The sequence below is a fragment of the Pantoea sp. 22096 genome (assembly GCF_052045955.1).
GTDB classification, from domain to species: domain Bacteria; phylum Pseudomonadota; class Gammaproteobacteria; order Enterobacterales; family Enterobacteriaceae; genus Pantoea; species Pantoea alfalfae.
Window position 1 is genome coordinate 295,014 of the sequence record NZ_JBQEPW010000004.1, and the last position, 20,806, is coordinate 315,819.

Here is a 20,806-nt window from a genome sequence, read left to right on the forward strand (position 1 = left end):
ACTCCGCACTCTTACTGTTCAGGTAAATGCGCCTGTGGCAGGCGAACGGGTCGCCTCTTTTGTCGCCCCTTCCCCGCACCGCGCCGCCTTGTCATAAATCGTTCATATACAGGGGCTACATTGGCTCGGTTCTTGCTGGACTAGACCAGCCAGGCCCATCAACTTACACCCGGAGCAACTGAGATGAAAGCGTTTATCGCCTCTGTAGTAGCCAGTGCTGTAGTTCTCACCCTGCCCGTTGCGCAGGCCGCCGATAACGACCTCGCTGCGCTGGAAAAAGCCGCGCGCAGTGAAGGTCAGGTCAACAGCGTCGGGATGCCGGATAGCTGGGCCAACTGGAAAGATACCTGGAACGACATCAGCAGCAAATATGGCCTTAAGCACAGCGATACCGATATGTCATCGGCGCAGGAGCTGGCGAAATTCGATGCAGAGAAAGCGAACGCCAGTGCTGATATCGGTGACGTGGGCGCCGCCTTTGGCCCGATCGCTGTCGCTAAAGGTGTGACCCAGCCCTATAAACCCACGCACTGGGATCAGATTCCGGCCTGGGCTAAAGATAAAGAGGGTCACTGGGCGCTGGCCTATACCGGCACCATTGCCTTTCTGATCGACAAGCAGCAGGTGAAAGATATCCCCCACAGCTGGGCCGATCTGAAAAAAGGTAAGTATGTGGTTACTATCGGTGACGTCGGCGTAGCTGCTCAGGCGGCTAATGGCGTACTGGCTGCCAACTACGCTTTAGGCGGTGATGAGAAGAACCTGAAACCGGCGCTGGCGTTCTTTGCCGATCTGGCTAAGCAGGGTCGTCTTGGCGTGACCGATCCGGTGATCGCTAACATCGAAAAAGGCGAAGTACAGATGGCGGTGGTGTGGGACTTCAACGCTCTGAACTACCGTGACCAGATCGACAAAAACCGCTACGAAGTGGTAATCCCGTCTGATGGCTCAGTCACCTCCGGCTACACCACCCTTATTAACAAATATGCGAAACATCCTGACGCCGCAAAACTGACGCGTGAATATATCTTCTCAGACCAGGGCCAGATCAATCTGGCGAAAGGCTATGCGCGCCCGATTCGTGCCGAGCATCTGACGCTGCCAGCGGACGTTCAGGCTCGCCTGCTGCCGCAGTCCGAATATAAAAATGCCCGTCCGGTTAAGGATCAGGCTGCCTGGGATAAATCGTCGAAAATGCTGCCGCGCCTGTGGCAGGAAAACGTCATCATTAACATGCAGCAGTAGTTCGCGGCAGGGAGAACGGAATGAAGACCATCCTGGTGGTACTGGACGGGCTGAGCAATCAGGTCGCACAACATGCAATGGGTTACCTGCATGCCGAATGTTCGCAGGGCAACGGGTCCTATTACCGTATGACCTGTGAATTACCGTCGCTGTCGCGCCCGCTTTATGAGTGCATTCTGACCGGAGTTCCGCCGGTCAGAAGCGGCATTATCCATAATGGCGTCAGCCGGTTAAGTCGCGAGCGCAGCGTGTTTCACTTTGCGCGCGCGGCGGGACTGACGACGGCAGCGGCAGCCTACCACTGGGTGAGTGAGCTTTATAACCGCACCCCGTTCGTTCCGGCGCGCGATCGTCACACTGACGCGCCGGACCTGCCGATTCAGTATGGGCATTTTTATTCTGACGATAGCTATCCTGACTCGCATCTGTTTGAAGATGCAGAGAGCCTGCGGCTGCGTCACGATCCCGATTTTCTGCTTATCCACCCGATGAATATCGACGATGCCGGTCATAAGTCGGGACTCTCCTCGCCGCAGTACCGTAACCGGGCGCGCATTGCCGACGGCCTGCTGTCGCAGTGGATGCCGCTGTGGCTGGCCGGGGGCTATCAGGTGATGGTAACGGCCGATCATGGCATGAATGACGATCGCTCCCACGGCGGGATTCTGCCGGAAGAGACCACGGTGCCGCTGTTTGTTTTTGGCCGCGCATTCTCGCTGCAGCCTGACCTCGCGCCGCAGCAGACCGACCTGTGCGGCACGCTGTGTGAACTGCTGGAAGTGGCCCATGACAAGCCGGTCTGTCGCGGCCTGCTGGCGGAGCCGCAAAGATGAAGGGAAAAGGGTTCGCACTGCTGCTGCTGTTACCTTTCACCCTGTTCTGGGTCGCCTTTCAGCTGGCCCCATTGCTGTGGATCGCCATCAACAGCTTCTGGAGTGAGATGAACAGCCACTGGGGCTGGGATAACTATCAGGACATTCTCACCTCGCCTTTCTACCAGCAGGCATTTCGCTTCTCACTGGATATCTCGCTCTGGTCCAGCGTCTGGGGACTGCTGATTGCGCTGGTCACCGGCTATTCGCTGCATCAGCTCGGCGGCGGACGACTCCAGTGCTTCCTTATCTCTTTTACCAACATGACCAGCAACTTTGCCGGTGTTCCGCTGGCGTTTGCCTTTATGATTCTGCTGGGGCTGAACGGCTGTCTGACGCTGCTGCTGCGTCATTATGGTGTGATTGAGAACTTCAGACTCTTCTCGCGCAACGGCATGGTGCTGGTTTACACTTGGTTCCAGATCCCGCTGGGCGTATTGCTGCTCTATCCGGCGTTCGACGGGCTGAAAAAGGAGTGGCAGGAGTCCGCAGCGCTACTGGGTGCCAGCCGCTGGCGCTACGGGTGGCACATCGGTCTGCCGATTCTGTTCCCGGCGCTGCTCGGAACTTTTGTGATCCTGCTAGCGAATGCGCTGGGCGCTTACGCCACGATTTATGCTCTGACCACCGGTAATTTCAACGTGGTGCCGGTACGCATCGCCGCGTTGGTCTCCGGTGATATTTCGCTCGATCCCAACACCGGCAGCGCGCTGGCGATGCTGCTGGTGACGATTATGGCGCTCATCACCCTGGTGCAGCAGTATCTGGTGCGCCGCAGCTATCTCAATGCGAAACAGCCATGAAAGGAGCCGTCATGTCACGTGCTGAGCACCTCTATCACCGGATCATGGTCGGGTTACTTTTTACCCTGCTGGCGCTGCCGTTGCTGGCTACACTGCTCTATGCAATCTCGTCCGACTGGAGTAATACCATTCTGCCGCAGGGCTATAGCCTGAAGTGGTTCATCCAGCTCTGGAGCGATCCACGTTTTCTGACGGCACTGGGTCATTCGTTGCTGATTTGCTTTGGTGCGCTGCTCTTCTCGCTGGTGCTGGTGCTGCCTGCCATGTTTGTAATCGCTTACTATTTCCCCCGACTTGATTCGGTGATGAACATCCTGATTCTGATGCCTTTTGCCGTGCCGCCGGTGGTGTCATCCGTGGGATTGCTCCAGCTCTACTCTTCGTCACCGCTGATGCTGACCGGCACGCCGTGGATCTTAATCGGCTGCTATTTCACTATCGCACTGCCGTTTATCTATCGTGCACTGGCGAACAATATGCAGGCAATCAACCTTAAAGAGCTGATTGATGCTGCACAACTGCTGGGTGCCAGCACCTGGCAGGCGGCGCTGTGGGTGGTGCTGCCTAACCTGCGCAAAGGGATGTTGATTGCCGTGCTGCTCTCGTTCTCCTTTCTGATTGGCGAATTTGTCTTCGCTAACCTGCTGGTCGGCAACCGTTATGAAACCCTGCAGGTTTACCTCTTCAACATGCGTAACGGCAGCGGTCACTTCACCAGCGCGCTGGTGATCTCCTACTTCTTTGTGGTGCTGCTGGTCACCTGGCTGGCTAATGCCCTGAATCCCGAACGAGGCTGAATATGAGTTACCTTGAGGTCAGAGAGCTGAACAAGTCCTATGGACCGACGCCGATTTTTGAGCAGATCGATTTCAGCGCCGCCGAAGGAGAGTTTGTCACCCTGCTCGGCCCCAGCGGCTGCGGCAAATCAACACTGCTGCGCTGTCTGGCGGGATTAACCGGCGTCGACAGCGGTGAAATCAGGCTGGAGGGTAAGGATATCGTGCCGCTGGCCCCGCAGAAGCGCGCCATCGGCATGGTGTTCCAGAGCTATGCGCTGTTTCCCAACATGACGGTGGAGAAGAACGTCGCGTTTGGCCTGAAGATGCAGAAGCTGCCCGAGGCACAGATCCGCCAGCGGGTGCGGGAGGTGCTGGAACTGGTGGAACTCAGTGACTATGCGCGCCGTTATCCGCATCAGCTGTCAGGCGGCCAGTGTCAGCGCGTGGCGCTGGCGCGTTCACTGGTCACGCGTCCACGGCTGCTGCTGCTGGATGAGCCGCTGTCGGCGCTGGATGCACGTATCCGTCGCCATCTGCGCGATCAAATCCGGCGCATCCAGCGTGAGCTGAATCTCACCACCCTGTTCGTCACCCACGATCAGGAGGAGGCGCTGACGCTCTCCGACCGCATCGTGCTGATGAACCGGGGCAAAATCGTGCAGAACGGCGATGCAGAAGCGCTCTATACCCAGCCAGTTGATCTTTTCGCCGCCGGATTTATTGGCAATTACAACCTGCTGAGTGCCGAGCAGGCGACGCGGCTGACCGGCCAGCCTTTCCATAACCAGGTGGCTATTCGCCCGGAATCAATGCTGTTAACCGCGCCGGGCCAGGGTATTCCTGCGGAAATCCTCAGCCACAGCCTGCTGGGCAACGTCATCCGCTACCGTATCCGGGCGCATGACGTGGAACTTTCGGTCGATGTGCTTAACCGATCGGCGGCGGATTTGCATCCCGCTGGCAGGAAGATTGGTCTACAATTAGAGCTGTCGACTTTGCGCCAGGTGGCTTAAAACACAGGAAAAAATTACGCATCGCACGGCAATCCCCTTCACAGATTGCTCTCGCTGTCAGGCTGGCAGTCTGTGCTGTTTGAAGCCTGACAAACGAGGAGCGATACCCCGTGTTAACCCTGCTTAATTTACTTTCTGCAGTGGCCCTGCTGGTCTGGGGCACGCATATCGTGCGAACCGGCATCATGCGGGTCTACGGTGCCGACCTGCGCCGCGTGCTGAGCCGCAGCATCGAAAAAAAACCGATGGCGTTTCTGGCGGGTATCGGCGTGACTACGCTGGTGCAGAGCAGTAACGCCACGACGTTGCTGGTCACCTCTTTTGTGGCGCAGAATCTGGTCAGCCTGACGCCCGCACTGGTGGTGATTCTGGGCGCGGATGTCGGTACCGCTATCATGGCCCGTATCCTGACCTTTGATCTCTCCTGGCTCTCACCGCTGTTTATCTTCTTTGGCGTGGTGTTCTTCCTCAGCCGCAAACAGACCCGTGCCGGTCAGTTAGGCCGCGCCAGTATCGGCCTGGGCCTGATACTGCTGGCGCTGCAGCTGATTGTCGAAGCGGCGCGTCCGATTACTCAGGCCGCGGGTGTGCAGGTGCTCTTCTCCAGCCTGACGGGCGACGTGATGCTCGATGCGCTGCTGGGCGCAGTGTTTGCCATTATCAGTTACTCCAGTCTGGCCGCGGTGCTGATCACCGCGACACTGACTGCAACCGGCGTGATTTCGTTCAAGGTCGCGCTCTGTCTGGTGATCGGTGCCAATCTCGGTAGCGGTCTGCTGGCGATGATCAACGCCAGCAGCTCGAATGCCGCCGGTAAGCGCGTAGCGCTCGGCAGCCTGCTGTTCAAGTTCATTGGCTGCGTCCTGATCCTGCCGTTTGTCGATATTGTGGCGACCTGGCTCGATAAGCTGCCGGTCAACGATGAAGAGTTAGTGATTTTCTTCCATGTGTTTTACAACCTGATCCGCTGTGTGGCGATGGTGCCGTTTGCTGACCTGATGGCGCGCCTCTGCCGTCGACTCATTGCCGACGACGTCGACAACGCGCTGCAGCTTAAGCCAAAGCACCTCGATCGCAGCGCGCTGGATACCCCGGCGCTGGCGCTGGTGAATGCCGCCCGCGAAGCGCTGCGCATGGGTGACGTGCTGGAACAGATGCTGGAAGCGTTTAATAAAGTCATACATGGTGAGTCCCGCGAGGAGCGCACGGTGCGGCGGCTTGATGATGATGTCGATGTGCTCTATACCGCCATCAAACTCTATCTGGCGCGGATGCCCAAAGAGGATTTGCCGGAAGAGGATTCGCGCCGCTGGGGTGAAATCATTGAGATGTCGCTGAATCTGGAGCAGGCCGGTGACATTATTGAGCGGATGAGCGGCGATGTCGCTGACAAGTCGCTGGCAGCGGGCCGTGCGTTTTCTGCTGAGGGCTTAAAGGAGCTGCAGGAGTTGCAGGAGCTGTTAATCGCCAACCTCAGAATGAGCCTGTCGGTATTTCTGTCGCACGATGTCACCAGCGCCAGGCGACTGCGCCGCGCGAAACATCGCTTCCGCCTGATGATTCGCCGCTACTCTCATGCCCACGTTGATCGCCTGCATCAGCAGAACGTGCAGAGCATTGAGACCAGCTCGCTGCACCTTGGTTTACTCGGCGATATGAAGCGCCTGAATTCCCTCTTCTGCAGCGTGGCCTATACCGTGCTGGACCAGCCCGACGATGAACGGGATTATGAATAAAGCGTGTGAACAGACAGTTACGCCGGAGCAATCGTCCGGCGTAACAGCAGTGAGAAGCGGCGCATCGCAATAATGCGCCGCCACGGTTACTTCTTCTTAATCGGCTTTCCGGACCAGTAACCCGCCAGCAGTGAACCTGACAGGTTGTGCCACACCGAGAAGAGTGCGCCCGGCAATGCCGCCAGCGGCGAGAAGTAGAGTTTGCCCAGCGTCGCCGCCAGACCGGAGTTCTGCATGCCGACCTCCAGTGCCAGCGTACGGCAGGTTGACTCATCAAAGCCAAACAGTTTGCCGCCCCAGTAGCCGCCAAGCAGGCCAATCGCGTTATGCAGGATCACCGCCGCGATCACCATCAAACCCACCGATCCGATAAAGCTCTGACTGCCTGCCACCACCGCGCTGATGATCAGCAGAATGCAGACCATCGAAAACGCAGGCAGCCACGGCTCCACCCGGCGAACCACGCTGTTCATGCTGTGATGAATGATCAGTCCAAGACTAATCGGGATCACGACGATCTTCACGATGCTCAGCAGCATGCCCACCACATCAACCTGAATGTGGGTATCCACATAAAAGCGGGTTAACAGCGGCGTGGCGAACACGCCCACCAGCGCGGAGACGGAAGAAATGGTTACCGACAGCGCCACATCCCCTTTCGCCAGATAGATCATGACGTTGCTGGCGGTGCCGCTGGCAACTGAGCCGACCAGAATCATACCGGCGGCCAGATCGGGCGGCATATGGAACAGTTTTGCCAGCCCCCAGGCGGCTAACGGCATCACCAGATAGTGCAGAAAGGTGCCGGCAATCACCGGCGCAGGCCGGGTCAGCACCCGTTTGAAATCGTCGATATTCAGGGTGACACCCATGCCGAACATAATCAGCATCAGCAGATAAGTGACCCAGGGTCCGATGCCGAGAAAGGTACCTGGAGAGTAATAGGCGGCGACAGACAGCAGCACGGCCCAGAGCGGGAACAGGCGGGTTAACGTGGCGAGCATAGCCAGACTTCCTTATAAGAATGTTATGTTTAGTGCAGATTTGCCATAGAGCGTCATCATGCAGGAACGACTGCCGTGACGAAGGCGGGATCATAACATTTCATTATCATGGCGTAAGGCGAAGATGGGGCGAGACAGGAAAATGCGGATCGACTGCTGCCGATCCGCTGAATATCGACGAAATTACGCTGCTTTTTCCTCTAAACCGCGGTAGATCAAACCACCAACCACGGCACCGATAATCGGCATCAACCAGAACATCCACAGCTGAGAGATCGCCCAGTCACCCTGGAAGAGGGCTGCTGCGGTGCTGCGTGCCGGGTTAACAGAGGTGTTAGTCACCGGAATGCTGATCAGGTGGATCAGGGTTAACGCCAGGCCAATCGCAATCGGGGCAAAGCCTTTTGGCGCGCGTTCGCTGGTAGCGCCCATGATCACAATCAGGAAGATAGCCGTCATCACTACCTCAGTGATCATGCCTGCCTGCAAACTGAAGCCACCCGGTGAGTGTTCACCGTAGCCGTTCGCCGCAAAGCCGCTGGCCGCTGCGCTGAAGTCGCCTTTACCGCTGGCGATCAGATAAAGCACCGCGCCAGCCGCAATGCCGCCCGCCAGTTGCGCGATGATGTAAGGAATGGCCTGCGAGGCGGAGAAACGTCCGCCTGCCACTAATCCCAGGGTAACTGCCGGATTAAAGTGACCGCCTGAGATGTGACCGACCGCATACGCCATGACCAGCACGCTCAGCCCGAAAGCCAGCGCCACGCCCATGAAGCCAATGCCCAGTTCCGGGAACGCCGCTGACAGTACGGCACTACCACAACCGCCTGCGACCAGTACAAAAGTCCCCAGCGCCTCTGCGACTAACCTTTTCATGATATTTCCTAACTTTAGGTGAATGGATTCAGCGGCGGGATTATAAATCTGAGGAAAGGGAGCGCAACGCCGGTACACGAAATGCGCAAAGAAAGGGGTTGCCATTTGGCAATAGTGGCAATAAGCCTTTGTATTGATGGAACTGTCTGGAAGAAGCAAACCACAGGGAGATCAGGACGAACTGAACCTTTTTTGCCGCTGTTCAGGCCGCGCAGACGCGGCCTGAACAGCAGATAAATTTACTCGAACAAATTGCGGTGCAGCGTACGGACTACGCTTTCCGCATCATTGCCCGGCACCAGGAAGCAGAGATTGTAGCTGCTGGCACCATAGCAAATCATCCGCAGGTTGAACGGATCGAGCACACCAAACACCTCTTTGCCAACACCACACGCTTTTGACAGCTCATTGCCGATAATCGCCACCAGCGCCAGATCTTCCTCCACTTCTACCCGGCACAGCGACGAGAGTTCAGTCAGCAACGCCTGGGTCAGCAGACTGGCACTGGTTGAGGTCGAGCCGGTGGTGTCCAGCGTCAGCGCCACACTGACTTCGGAGGTAGTTATCAGGTCAACGGAGACGTTATGACGCGCCAGAATGTTAAACAGTTCGGCGAGGAAACCAAACGTATGCAGCATGTTAAGGCTGTGCAGCGTTAACAGCGTCTGCTTACGGCGTAACGCCAGCGCCCGGAACAGCGGCGGGTTGCGGGTTTCGTTGCAGACGCGGGTGCCGCCCGCTGCCGGATCCCTGCTGGATCCGACGAAGACCGGAATACCCCGGCGCACGGCGGGCAGCAGCGTCGCCGGATGCAGGACTTTTGCACCAAACGTCGCCATTTCAGCGGCTTCTTCAAAGGTGATTTCATCAATACGCTTCGCCGTCGGCACCACGCGTGGATCGGTGGTATAGATACCCGGCACATCCGTCCAGATATCGACGCGCGCCGCGTTCAGCGCTTCGCCCAGCAGCGCGGCGGTATAATCACTGCCGCCACGCCCTAAGGTGGTGGTGCGCCCTTCGCTTTCGCTGCCAATGAAGCCCTGAGTTATCACCAGCGCCTGCGCGATACGTGGTTGTAACTGCGCCGTCGCCTGCTCCGCCAGCACCTGAACATCCGGGACTGCCCGGCCAAAATGATCGTCGGTGCGCATCACTTTGCGAACATCAAACCACTCTGCATTCACCTGACGTTCGCGCAAAATTTCAACAAACAGCAGTGAAGACATCAGCTCGCCGTGGCTGACCAGTTCATCGGTCAGGGCATTTGAGGTGGCGAGTGACGCCGCTTCTGAGAGCATGCTGATATTGTCGATCATCCGATCAATTTCATCGCGGATCACGTCCGGACGCTGCAGGCGATCGACAATGGCGTACTGGATACGGCGGATATCATCAAGCAGAGCAGCGCGCTGGGGTGCCTGCTGGCCTTCAGCCAGCGCAACCAGAAGATTGGTAATGCCTGCCGAGGCAGAGAGCACTACCAGACGCGTGCTGGCGTCCTGCAACACCACATCGGCGCTGCGGTTCATCGCTTCAAAATCGGCTACGCTGGTGCCGCCAAATTTTGCCACTATCAGAGTTTGAGACATGTAGGACCTCGTGTCAGGTTATCTTGTTCTCGCCGATGAAAGGGTCGAGAAACATGCTTTCAGCCAGGCACAAGGAAAGAGCAGAAACGGGCGGACAAGATCGGATAGACGAGTCACCCAGAAGCGCCCCACCTTGCAAAACGTCGACTGCAGACGTTTCTGGTGACAACCCAGAGGATTCAGCCCCTGTAGCCGACAGGCAGCACACCGCGTGCTGACCCACCTCGGCGTCGCTCCCCATGATGTGTTTTCACCGGATACGGTTCCTCCAACACACTGCCTGGGCGACGCGCCTCTTCTGGCTTGCACACAGGTGCGCAAGTAGGCGCATAGATCTAGCCTTTTCTGGACCTGCTGTCAATGTCAGCGATGGCCGCAGAGCCGCATCAGAAAACAAATTGCCCTGCGCCGCAGCGTCTACAGTGCTTAATGGGTTCAGCCCCTGCAACAATCCCTGACACGGCACAACGTTTTGCGCAGACTTTCGCGTCACACTTTAGCGCGTGATACTGCTGCCATCCTCAGGCTGTTCGCGCCAGTGAATGCTGACGACAGACCGCAGCGTTTACCTCGTCTGCGCGGCGTGCGCTGACAAAATTTTTCCTTTCAGTTACAAGTGTGGTCATACTGAAACGCTAAACGGGCATGATGTGCCTCCGATGGAATGACGGTTCTTAATATCAACAAGAGTGTTGCCATGAAAAATATCAATCCGACACAAACCGCAGCCTGGAAAGCGCTGCAACAGCATTTTGAGCAGATGAAATCGGTAGAAATTGCCGATCTGTTCGCCCAGGATGCCGATCGTTTTGCCAAATTCTCTGCCACCTTTGATGATCAGATGCTGGTGGATTTCTCCAAAAACCGCATCACCCAGGAAACCCTCGATAAGTTACAGGCGCTGGCTAAAGAGACCGATCTCAGCGGTGCCATTAAGTCTATGTTCTCGGGTGAGAAGATTAACCGTACCGAAGATCGTGCGGTGCTGCACGTCGCACTGCGTAACCGGAGTAACACGCCGATTCTGGTGGATGGCAAAGATGTGATGCCAGAGGTCAACGCTGTGCTGGACAAGATGAAAGGCTTCTCAGAGCGCATCATCAGCGGCGAATGGAAAGGCTATACCGGTAAAGCGATCACCGACGTAGTGAACATCGGTATCGGCGGCTCCGATCTTGGCCCGTTTATGGTGACGGAAGCGCTGCGCCCGTACAAAAACCATCTGAACATGCATTTTGTCTCTAACGTAGACGGCACCCACATCGCCGAAACGCTGAAAGATCTCAGCCCGGAAACCACCCTGTTCCTGGTCGCATCGAAGACCTTCACCACCCAGGAAACCATGACCAACGCCCACAGTGCGCGCGACTGGTTCCTGAAAACCGCAGGCGATCAAAAGCACGTAGCGAAACACTTTGCTGCCCTGTCGACTAACGCCAAAGCGGTGGGTGAATTCGGTATCGACACCAATAACATGTTTGAATTCTGGGACTGGGTTGGCGGCCGCTATTCACTGTGGTCAGCGATCGGCCTGTCGATCATTCTCTCGATTGGTTTCGATAACTTCGGGCAACTGCTGAGCGGCGCACATGCCATGGACCAGCACTTCGCCTCTACCCCGGCGGAGCAGAACCTGCCGGTGCTGCTGGCGCTGATTGGCATCTGGTATAACAATTTCTTTGGTGCCGAAACCGAAGCGATTCTGCCTTACGACCAGTACATGCACCGCTTTGCCGCCTATTTCCAGCAGGGAAATATGGAGTCAAACGGCAAGTATGTGGATCGCGACGGTCATCCGGTGGACTACCAGACTGGCCCTATTATCTGGGGCGAACCTGGCACCAACGGTCAGCACGCGTTTTATCAGCTGATCCATCAGGGGACCAAACTGGTTCCGTGTGACTTCATTGCCCCGGCGATTACTCATAACGCGCTGGCGGACCACCATCCGAAGCTGCTCTCTAACTTCTTTGCCCAGACCGAAGCGCTGGCGTTTGGTAAGTCACGCGACGTCGTGGAGAAAGAGTTTACCGATGCCGGCAAATCGGCAGAATCTGTAGCCCACATTGTGCCGTTCAAGGTGTTTGAAGGTAATCGCCCGACTAACTCCATTCTGCTGCGTGAAATTACGCCGTACAGCCTGGGTGCGCTGATTGCGTTGTACGAGCACAAAATCTTCACGCAGGGTGCCATCCTGAATATCTTCACCTTCGATCAGTGGGGTGTGGAGTTAGGTAAGCAGCTGGCGAACCGTATTCTGCCGGAACTGGAAAATGAGGACGAAATTACCTCTCATGACAGTTCCACTAATGCCTTAATTAACCGCTATAAATCCTGGCGTTAATCGGCGTTAATTTCATCGGGCGGCAACGTTGCCGCCCTTTTTTTGTCTCTTTTTCCATCCAGGTGGCCTGATTATCGATTTTGTCATTCACGCCAGTGCGGGAAAAGTCTTAAAATACCCTAAGATAATTCTGAACATCTGGCTATAAAACAGTGTGATATCCAGTATAAAATGGATCTGAAAACTAACGGGCAACAGGGTTAGCTATTGATTTATAGCCATATTTAATTTAAGCCCTTCTGAGTAAATTCTGATTATTCTTATTCCGTACCAGATATAACTAAAAAAGAACATTCCGCTTTGCATTCGCCTTACCTGTAGCGAAATATAGGGTATCAACCAGAAAACCTCCGATTTAAAAAGTAGTTATCCCCAATTCAGCTGATTAAATCACGCAATTGCCCCGCTATTTACCCTGGTTTTTATGGCACTGAACTCTGATATTTTGTTGCCCTATAATGAACGCGCCCGCAATGGGACTGTCCGTCGCTTTGGCTGCAGCCTGTCTGTATTGCCCTTGTCGCCGGTCAGAGATCCTTCATTCACTCAATGCAGGAAACGTTGTTATGAAAAAAACTATGGTTGCCGGTGCAGCCCTGATCCTCGTTGCCGCTTCTTCCAGCGCATTTGCTGCGCCGCAGGAAGCAGGTGAAGCAGGTACTGCAGCTGGCGCGCAGGCGGGAGCAATCTCTGCTGGCACGTCCACGGCTGTCGGTGTCGGCGCACTTGGCGCGCTGGTCGGGCTCGGCATTGCTGCTTCTGGCGGTGGTGACGGTGCAAATACCGGTACAACAACCACGACCACGACGAGCACCACTCGTTGATGGATGCCCGTCTCCCGTCTGATTGCTGATTTACAGCAAACGGGCTGCGGCTGAAACACTGACTTCGGTAAGTGATGACGCTAAGCCACGTAACCTGTATCTCTGCAGCCAGCCGTGACGGGCAGAGCACCTTTAAACATAACCACACGCCTGTGTGGTTATTTTTTACTTTGGCATGACTTATCAGGGACACACAGTGCGCCGACTTCCTCTGCTGCTCGCTTGCCTGCTGCTGCAGGCCTGTACACAAACGCAAAAAGGTCTTGAACAGACTTTGCTGCTCGCGGTTAACGGTCCGGATGACGTGACCGTCACCGATCAACAGGTCAACAATCTTCCCTATGCCAGTCTCTATGCTCGTCTGAATGAGGGTCCGCGCATTTTTGTGGTGCTGGGCTACAACGAGAAGGGGCAGCAGAAATGGGTTACGCAGGATCAGGCGATGCTGGTGACACAGCACGGCCGCCTGGTTAAAACCCTGGGCTTACCGGATAACCTGCTGAGCGTCAGCAATCTGCAACAGGATCCGCTTGCTGACAGCCTGCATATCAGCAATGGCGCAGGCTGGACCCGCATTGTGCAGTGGACCGAGCAGGGCAAGGTTCGCGGCGCGACCGTGCGCTCCACCTTCCAGCGTGGCACCGACGAAGTGCTGACCGTGGCGGGCAACCGCATTCCGTGCCGTGTCTGGCATGAGCAGGTAAGCATCGATAGCAGTAACCGCGAGTGGGAGAACACCTTCTGGATCGACAACAGCAGCGGTGATGTGGTGCAGGCCCATCAGATGCTGGCGGCCGATGCCTTCCCTGTCGATATCACTATTCTGAAGCCGGCGAAATCATGAAAAAAATCACTATTTTGCTGGCCGGGCTGAGCCTGTTCAGCGCCGCAGAAGCGCAGGCGACTGCGCAGGTTATCGTTCATGCTCCGCACAACGGCGGTCAGGCTGAGCTGAGCCAGATCGCGGATCTGTCACAGCTGGTGACACTGCCTCCGCTGCAGACCAACACGGACTGGCGCCGTACCGTTATTGCCGAGCGCGGTGCCAGCGCCGTCGCACAGCAGCAATATCAACAGACGCTGGGCGCGTTACGTGCCTGGCGTGCTGACAGCAGTGGCGATAGGGCGGCGGCCATTGCTGAGGTCATCCGCCAGCTGAGCGCCATCAACGTGACAGGTCGCCAGTTCACCCCGCTTGACCCGGACTGGATCCGTCTCCATCCGGCGGACAACCGTCGGCTGGAAGGTAGCTATGACCTCTGGCTGCAGGCGCCATCCGATTCAGTGCTGCTGCTCGGCGCATTAAGCGGTGCAGGCAAAGTGAGCTGGCAGCCGGGTAAATCAGTACGCGACTATCTGGAGGGTCACCCGTCACTCTCCGGCGCAGAACGCAATTTTGTCACGGTGATTGCGCCTTCCGGCGCCACACAGCAGGTGCCGGTTGCATACTGGAATCATCGCCACGCGGAAGTGGAGCCAGGCAGCGTTATCTGGCTCGGCTTTTCCTCATGGAGCCTGCCAGGCAGCTATGAAGATCTGAACGATCGCATCCTTTCCGTACTGACTCACCGGATACCAGACTGATGAAAAAACGTTATCTCTTCAGCCTGTTGGCTGTTTCCGTGGCGGCAGCCTGTCAGGCGCAGGCCGACACCTTCCCCGCGCCGGTGGGCCCGTCACAATCTGATTTCGGTGGTGTGGGCCTGATGCAGGTGCCGACAGCGCGCATGTCCAGAGAAGGCGAGTTCAGCCTCAATGCGCGCGACAACGATCAGTACCGCTACTACTCTGCGTCACTGCAGCTCTTTCCCTGGCTGGAGACGACCGTGCGTTATACCGACGTGCGCACCCGGCAGTACAGTGCGGTGTCAGAATTCAGCGGCACGCAGAGCTATAAGGATAAAGCCTTCGACCTGAAACTGCGTCTGTGGCAGGAAGGCTTCTGGCTGCCGGAAGTGGCGGTGGGAACGCGCGATCTCGGTGGTACCGGCCTGTTCGACAGTGAATATGTGGTGGGAACCAAAGCCTGGGGACCGTTCGACTTCACCCTGGGCCTCGGCTGGGGCTATCTCGGCAATAGCGGCACCGTGAAGAACCCGTTCTGCTCCTACAGCGACAGCTATTGCCAACGTCCACAGGTAGGCGAAGCGGGTTCCATCAATGGCTCGCAGATGTTCCACGGTCCGACAGCATTTTTCGGCGGCGTGGAGTATCAGACGCCCTGGCAGCCGCTGCGACTCAAGATGGAGTATGAGGGCAACGACTACCAGAATGACTTTGCTGGCCGCCTTGATCAGCGCAGCAAGCTCAACGTCGGCGCGATTTATCGTGTGACCGACTGGGCTGACATCAACGCCAGCTACGAACGCGGCAATACGTTTATGTTTGGTGTCACCATCCGTACCAACTTCAATGATTTGCGTCAGGCGCACATCGACAGCGAGAAGCCGGCCTATAATCCACAGCCGCAGCCGCCGTTGCTGGAGCCGACGGTAGTCGGCACTCAGCTGACCGATCTGAAATACAACGCGGGTCTTGATGGTCCGCGGATTCAGACTCAGGGCCACACGTTGTATGTGTCAGGCGAGCAGACGAAGTACCGTGATACCCGTGAAGGGGTGGATCGCGCTAATCGCATTATCATGAACCACCTGCCGGACGGCATTGACACCATTAATGTGACCGAGTCGCGCTTTAACATGCCGCAGGTGACCACTGAAACGAAAGTTGCCAGTCTGCGTAACGAGCTGGAAGGCTACCCGCTGGGCCACGAGCAGCCGCTGCAACAGACCCGCAAAGAACCGATCGATCCGGGTAACACTGAGCAGGGTATGTTTATCCGTAAAGATCGGCTGAACTACAGCCTGTCGCCGGTGCTGAATCAGTCGGTGGGTGGCCCGGAAAGCTTCTACATGTATCAGGTTGGCGTCATGGCCAATGCGGATTACTGGCTGACGGATCACCTGCTGGTGGGCGGCAGTCTGTTTGGTAATCTCGCCAACAACTACGACAAGTTCAACTACAACGGCGCACCGGCGGACTCTTCGCTGCCGCGCGTGCGTACTCATATCCGCGATTACGTTGAGAACAACGTTTATGTCAATGATCTGCAGGCGAACTATATGGGCCACCTCGGTAACGGCTTCTATGGTCAGGTCTACGGCGGCTATCTGGAGACGATGTACGGCGGCGTGGGCGGCGAGCTGCTTTATCGTCCGGTCGATGCGAACTGGGCGGTAGGTGTCGATGCCAACTACGTCCGTCAGCGTGACTGGGACAATATGATGCAGTTTAACCGCTATAAAGCGACCACTGGCAACCTGACCGGTTACTGGCGTCCGTGGTTCATGCAGGATGTGCTGGTGAAAACCAGCGTAGGACAGTATCTGGCAAAAGATAAAGGCGTGACGGTCGATGTGTCGAAGCGCTTCGACAGCGGCGTGATGGTCGGTGTTTATGCCACCAAAACCAACGTGTCGTCGGAAGAGTATGGCGAGGGTGACTTCACCAAAGGCTTCTATATCTCCGTGCCGATGGATCTGTTCACCGTGACGCCAACACGCGGTCGCGCGCAGGTCAACTGGGTGCCGCTGACGCGTGATGGCGGTCAGATGCTGGGTCGTAAGTACCAGCTGTATGATCTGACGTCCGATCGCGACGCGCGCTTTAACTAAGCAGAGGCGGCTTTCGGGCCGCTCAACGCTGTTTACAGAAGCAGGCTCAGGGAGCAAACGCCCTGCGTAAAGACGCAAAAACGCCATCCGTGGCATGCTCAGCGCGGGCCATCCCTGGCCCGCGATGCTTTACTCCGGGCGTATGCTCCCATCGCTTTGACTCCGGCGCGTTTCAGGCGACCATCTGAACGCTTCAGACCGCTGAAAAAAAGCCGAAACAGGGTGAATCTGACCGTGTTTCCTGCGCTGGCTCGATATCACAGCTGACAGGGCCCGAGTTGATTCCCCTCCCTTCAAGCGGCCCCCGGCCGCTTTTTTATTTAATCCGCATCGTAGCCGAGATTCGGCGCCAGCCAGCGCTCCACTTCCGTGACCGACATCCCTTTGCGTGCTGCGTAATCTTCCACCTGATCACGCTGAATCTGCGCCACGGCGAAATAGCGGCTGTCAGGATGGCTGAAGTACCAGCCGGACACCGCCGCGCCCGGCCACATGGCAAAGGATTCGGTCAGTTTGATGCCGGTCTGCTCTTCCACTGCCAGCAGACGCCAGATGGCAGCTTTTTCAGTGTGATCCGGGCAGGCCGGATAGCCTGGCGCCGGACGTATTCCCTGATAATTTTCGCGAATCAGCGCTTCATTGCTGAGATTTTCGTTGGGCGCAAAGCCCCAAATCACCTTACGCACCCGCTCGTGCAGATATTCAGCAAAGGCTTCCGCCAGACGGTCAGCCAGCGCTTTCACCATAATCTTGTTGTAGTCATCGTGCTGACGATCATAGGCCTCCGCCAGCGCATCCTCCTCCAGTCCGCCTGTCACTGCGAACGCGCCGAGATAATCCGCTTTTCCGGCGGTTTTTGGGGCCACAAAATCCGCCAGACAATAGTTAGCGAAGTCGGTTTTCTCGGTCTGCTGACGTAAGTGATGACTCACACACAAAATTTCATCGCGTCGCTCGTCACGGTAAATATGGATATCATCACCAACCCGGTTAGCCGGGAAAATACCGACCACGCCACGCGGCTTCAGCAGCGACGCCTCACTTAATCTGTCGAGCATCGCACTGGCATCGGCAAACAGACGCTGCGCCGCCTCACCCACCACCTCATCCTCCAGAATACGGGGATATTTACCCGCCAGCGACCAGGTCATAAAGAACGGCGTCCAGTCGATGTAGTGGCGCAGCGTGGCAATGCTGGCCTCCACCTGACTGACACCAGGTCGATGCGGCACCGGCGGTGTGTAACTCTCCCAGTCAATTGAAGTGGCGTTATCGCGCGCCATCTGTAGCGAGACCGGCGGCGTGCGCGGCTTTTTACGTGCATGCTGGATGCGCACGGTTTCGTACTCTTTGCGCGTTCGGGCGACAAAATCGTCTTTTAATGTGGCGGAGAGCAGCGACGACACCACGCCAACGGTGCGAGAGGCGTTCTGCACGTAGACCGTCGGGCCGCTGTAGTGCTGCTCAATTTTGACGGCAGTATGCGCCTTCGAGGTGGTCGCGCCGCCAATCAGCAGCGGTAAGGTAAAGCCCTGACGCTCCATCTCTTTCGCCATATTGACCATCTCATCCAGCGACGGCGTAATCAGCCCTGACAGGCCGATGATGTCTGCCTTCACTTCACGCGCTGTTTTGAGGATTTTCTCGCCCGGCACCATCACGCCAAGGTCGATAATTTCGTAGTTATTACACTGCAACACCACGCCGACAATATTCTTGCCGATGTCATGCACGTCGCCTTTGACGGTGGCCAGCACGATTTTACCGTTGCTGCGCCCTGCTTCTTTGCTGGCTTCGATGAACGGCTCCAGATACGCCACCGCCTGCTTCATCACGCGCGCCGATTTCACCACCTGCGGCAGGAACATTTTGCCTTCGCCGAACAGGTCGCCGACCACGTTCATGCCGGACATCAGCGGCCCCTCAATCACCTCTATCGGACGGGGCACCTGCTGGCGCGCCTCTTCGGTATCCTGCTCGATAAACTCCGTGATGCCCTTGACCAGCGAATATTCGAGCCGCTTCACCACGTCCCAGCTGCGCCACTCGGCGAGCTGCTTGTCCTGCGCACCCTCGCTTTTGCCGTCACGATATTTCTCCGCCAGCGCCAGCAGCCGCTCGGTGCCATCATCCCGTCGGTTAAGGATCACATCCTCTACCGCCTCGCGCAGTTCTGCCGGCAGATCGTCATAGATGGCCAGCTGGCCTGCGTTGACGATGCCCATATCCATGCCATTTCGGATGGCGTAGTAGAGGAACACCGCGTGTATCGCTTCACGCACCGGGTCGTTGCCACGGAAGGAAAACGAGACGTTGGAGACGCCGCCGGAAATCATCGCATGGGGCAGTTCACGCTTGATGTCTTCACAGGCACCGATGAAATCCATCGCGTAGTTGTTGTGCTCGTCGATGCCGGTGGCAACCGCAAAGATGTTGGGATCAAAAATGATATCTTCCGGCGGAAAGCCGACCTGTTCGGTCAGGATCCGGTAAGCGCGGCGACAGATTTCGATTTTACGGGCGCGGGTATCTGCCTGGCCCACTTCGTCAAATGCCATGACCACCATCGCCGCGCCGTAACGCCGGACCTGGCGCGCATGATGGATAAAGGCCGCTTCCCCCTCTTTCATCGAAATCGAATTCACAATTCCTTTGCCCTGAATGCACTGCAGCCCTTTCTCAATCACCGCCCATTTCGAGGAGTCGATCATAATCGGCACGCGGGCAATATCGGGTTCACCCGCAATCAGATTCAGGAAGCGCACCATCGCCGCCTCGGCGTCGAGCATCCCTTCATCCATGTTGATATCGATGATCTGCGCGCCGCTCTGCACCTGCTGCAACGCCACCTCCAGCGCTTCGTTGTACTTCTCTTCTTTAATCAGCCGCTTAAATTTTGCTGAGCCGGTGACGTTGGTGCGCTCACCGACGTTAACAAACAGCGACTCAGCGGTGATGTTCAGCGGCTCCAGACCGGAAAGGCGACAGGCCATTGGAATCACCGGCAACCTGCGCGGCGCGACGCCTTCAACCGCCGCGACCATAGCTTCAATATGTTTCGGCGTAGTGCCACAGCAGCCGCCAATAATGTTCAGGAAGCCCGAGGTGGCCCATTCCTTAATCTGCTCCGCCATCAGTGCCGCATCGAGATCGTATTCGCCAAAGGCATTGGGCAGACCCGCATTGGGATGGGCAGTGACGTAGCCCTCGGCGATGCGCGACAGCTCCGCCACATACTGACGCAGCTCATCCGGTCCCAGCGCGCAGTTCAGGCCAAAAGAGAGCGGTTCGGCATGACGCAGGGAGTTGTAAAACGCTTCAGTGGTCTGACCGGAGAGCGTCCGGCCGGAGGCGTCAGTGATGGTGCCGGAGATCATCAGCGGCAGCTTCACACCCAGCGCGTCCATCTCGGTCTTCACCGCATAGACAGCCGCTTTGGCATTCAGCGTATCGAACACCGTTTCGATCATGATGAGGTCAGCACCGCCCTCCACCAGCGCACGAGTCGATTCGCGGTACGCCTCCACCAGCTGATTAAAGGTGACGTTGCGATAAGCAGGATCATTAACGTCGGGTGAGATCGAGCAGGTGCGGTTAGTCGGGCCGAGCACACCCGCAACGTAACGCGGACGATCCGGCGTTTTCGCCGTCCACGCATCGGCGCAGACGCGCGCCAGCCGGGCCGCTTCGAAATTGATCTCCGCCGACAAGCTTTCCATCTGGTAATCCGCCATCGCAATCGACGTGGCGTTGAAGGTGTTGGTTTCGAGGATATCCGCACCGGCAGCCAGATAAGCGTCGTGGATCTCGCGGATCACCGACGGTTTACTCAGTACCAGAAGATCGTTGTTGCCTTTGAGATCGCAGGGCCAGTCAGCAAAACGGCTGCCACGATAATCCTCTTCCTCCAGCCGGTAGCTCTGGATCATGGTGCCCATGCCGCCATCCAACACCATAATGCGTTGTGCGAGCTGCTGATGTAGCGCGTCGATTTTAGTGCTCACTGTTGCCCCATTCACGTCAGTCTGCTGGCGGAAAACCCTG

15 protein-coding genes and 1 riboswitch are annotated in these 20,806 nt (G+C 56.9%); of the genes, 11 read left to right on the forward strand and 4 right to left on the reverse strand.

All coding sequences use genetic code 11. The features are described from left to right. The first annotated feature begins 183 nt into the window (after positions 1-183). The 6 genes from ACTJKZ_RS16025 (at position 184) to ACTJKZ_RS16050 (ending at position 6,448) form a co-directional block, all read left to right on the forward strand. The gene (locus ACTJKZ_RS16025) at positions 184-1,245 is read left to right on the forward strand and encodes an ABC transporter substrate-binding protein (protein ID WP_161733511.1); all 1,062 of its coding nucleotides are present in this window, start codon (positions 184-186) and stop codon (positions 1,243-1,245) included. A 20-nt stretch (positions 1,246-1,265) separates the two neighbouring features. Next, positions 1,266-2,078, forward strand: coding sequence for an alkaline phosphatase family protein (locus ACTJKZ_RS16030; protein ID WP_260059110.1), 813 nt, complete (start codon positions 1,266-1,268; stop codon positions 2,076-2,078). Then, the gene (locus ACTJKZ_RS16035) at positions 2,075-2,920 is read left to right on the forward strand and encodes an ABC transporter permease (RefSeq protein WP_440829832.1); all 846 of its coding nucleotides are present in this window, start codon (positions 2,075-2,077) and stop codon (positions 2,918-2,920) included. Before ACTJKZ_RS16030 ends, ACTJKZ_RS16035 begins: the two co-directional genes overlap by 4 nt. An 11-nt stretch (positions 2,921-2,931) precedes the next feature. Next, entirely contained in the window at positions 2,932-3,717 is a 786-nt protein-coding gene (locus ACTJKZ_RS16040; protein WP_061061338.1) for an ABC transporter permease, read from the forward strand. A 2-nt stretch (positions 3,718-3,719) separates the two neighbouring features. Further along, positions 3,720-4,712, forward strand: coding sequence for an ABC transporter ATP-binding protein (locus ACTJKZ_RS16045; RefSeq protein ID WP_150012059.1), 993 nt, complete (start codon positions 3,720-3,722; stop codon positions 4,710-4,712). Between the two features lie 110 nt (positions 4,713-4,822). Next, on the forward strand, positions 4,823-6,448 hold the full coding sequence (locus ACTJKZ_RS16050; protein ID WP_161733501.1) for a Na/Pi cotransporter family protein: 1,626 nt from the start codon (positions 4,823-4,825) through the stop codon (positions 6,446-6,448). 86 nt (positions 6,449-6,534) lie between these two features. On the opposite strand, the gene panS is transcribed toward ACTJKZ_RS16050, so the two are convergent. The 3 genes from panS to lysC all read right to left on the reverse strand — a co-directional run bounded on the left by panS (position 6,535) and on the right by lysC (position 9,920). After that, entirely contained in the window at positions 6,535-7,452 is a 918-nt protein-coding gene (panS, locus tag ACTJKZ_RS16055; protein WP_161733499.1) for a ketopantoate/pantoate/pantothenate transporter PanS, read from the reverse strand. A 183-nt stretch (positions 7,453-7,635) separates the two neighbouring features. Further along, positions 7,636-8,328 (reverse strand): aquaporin Z, encoded by a 693-nt coding sequence (gene aqpZ, locus ACTJKZ_RS16060; protein WP_440829833.1) that lies wholly within the window; start codon positions 8,326-8,328, stop codon positions 7,636-7,638. Positions 8,329-8,567: 239 nt separating this feature from the next. Further along, complete coding sequence (gene lysC / locus ACTJKZ_RS16065; RefSeq protein ID WP_285086718.1) at positions 8,568-9,920, reverse strand: lysine-sensitive aspartokinase 3; 1,353 nt, start codon at positions 9,918-9,920, stop codon at positions 8,568-8,570. A gap of 113 nt (positions 9,921-10,033) precedes the next feature. After that, a riboswitch (Lysine riboswitch) is annotated at positions 10,034-10,226 on the reverse strand. A gap of 391 nt (positions 10,227-10,617) precedes the next feature. Between lysC and pgi the strand changes: the two genes are divergently transcribed. The 5 genes from pgi to ACTJKZ_RS16090 all read left to right on the forward strand — a co-directional run bounded on the left by pgi (position 10,618) and on the right by ACTJKZ_RS16090 (position 16,762). Continuing rightward, positions 10,618-12,264, forward strand: a complete 1,647-nt coding sequence (gene pgi / locus ACTJKZ_RS16070; protein ID WP_440829834.1) for a glucose-6-phosphate isomerase — start codon at positions 10,618-10,620, stop codon at positions 12,262-12,264. Positions 12,265-12,830: 566 nt separating this feature from the next. After that, complete coding sequence (gene yjbE / locus ACTJKZ_RS16075; RefSeq protein WP_161733491.1) at positions 12,831-13,088, forward strand: exopolysaccharide production protein YjbE; 258 nt, start codon at positions 12,831-12,833, stop codon at positions 13,086-13,088. 196 nt (positions 13,089-13,284) lie between these two features. Continuing rightward, entirely contained in the window at positions 13,285-13,932 is a 648-nt protein-coding gene (locus tag ACTJKZ_RS16080; protein ID WP_161733489.1) for a YjbF family lipoprotein, read from the forward strand. Continuing rightward, positions 13,929-14,672: a capsule biosynthesis GfcC family protein gene (locus tag ACTJKZ_RS16085; protein ID WP_161733487.1), complete on the forward strand. Its 744-nt coding sequence runs from the start codon at positions 13,929-13,931 to the stop codon at positions 14,670-14,672. Before ACTJKZ_RS16080 ends, ACTJKZ_RS16085 begins: the two co-directional genes overlap by 4 nt. Then, positions 14,672-16,762: a YjbH domain-containing protein gene (locus tag ACTJKZ_RS16090; protein ID WP_222924728.1), complete on the forward strand. Its 2,091-nt coding sequence runs from the start codon at positions 14,672-14,674 to the stop codon at positions 16,760-16,762. The genes ACTJKZ_RS16085 and ACTJKZ_RS16090 overlap by 1 nt, the downstream gene beginning before the upstream one ends. A gap of 320 nt (positions 16,763-17,082) precedes the next feature. On the opposite strand, the gene metH is transcribed toward ACTJKZ_RS16090, so the two are convergent. After that, a complete protein-coding gene (metH, locus tag ACTJKZ_RS16095; protein ID WP_440829835.1) occupies positions 17,083-20,766 on the reverse strand; it encodes a methionine synthase in 3,684 nt (1,227 codons plus the stop codon). Between the last annotated feature and the right edge of the window lie 40 nt (positions 20,767-20,806).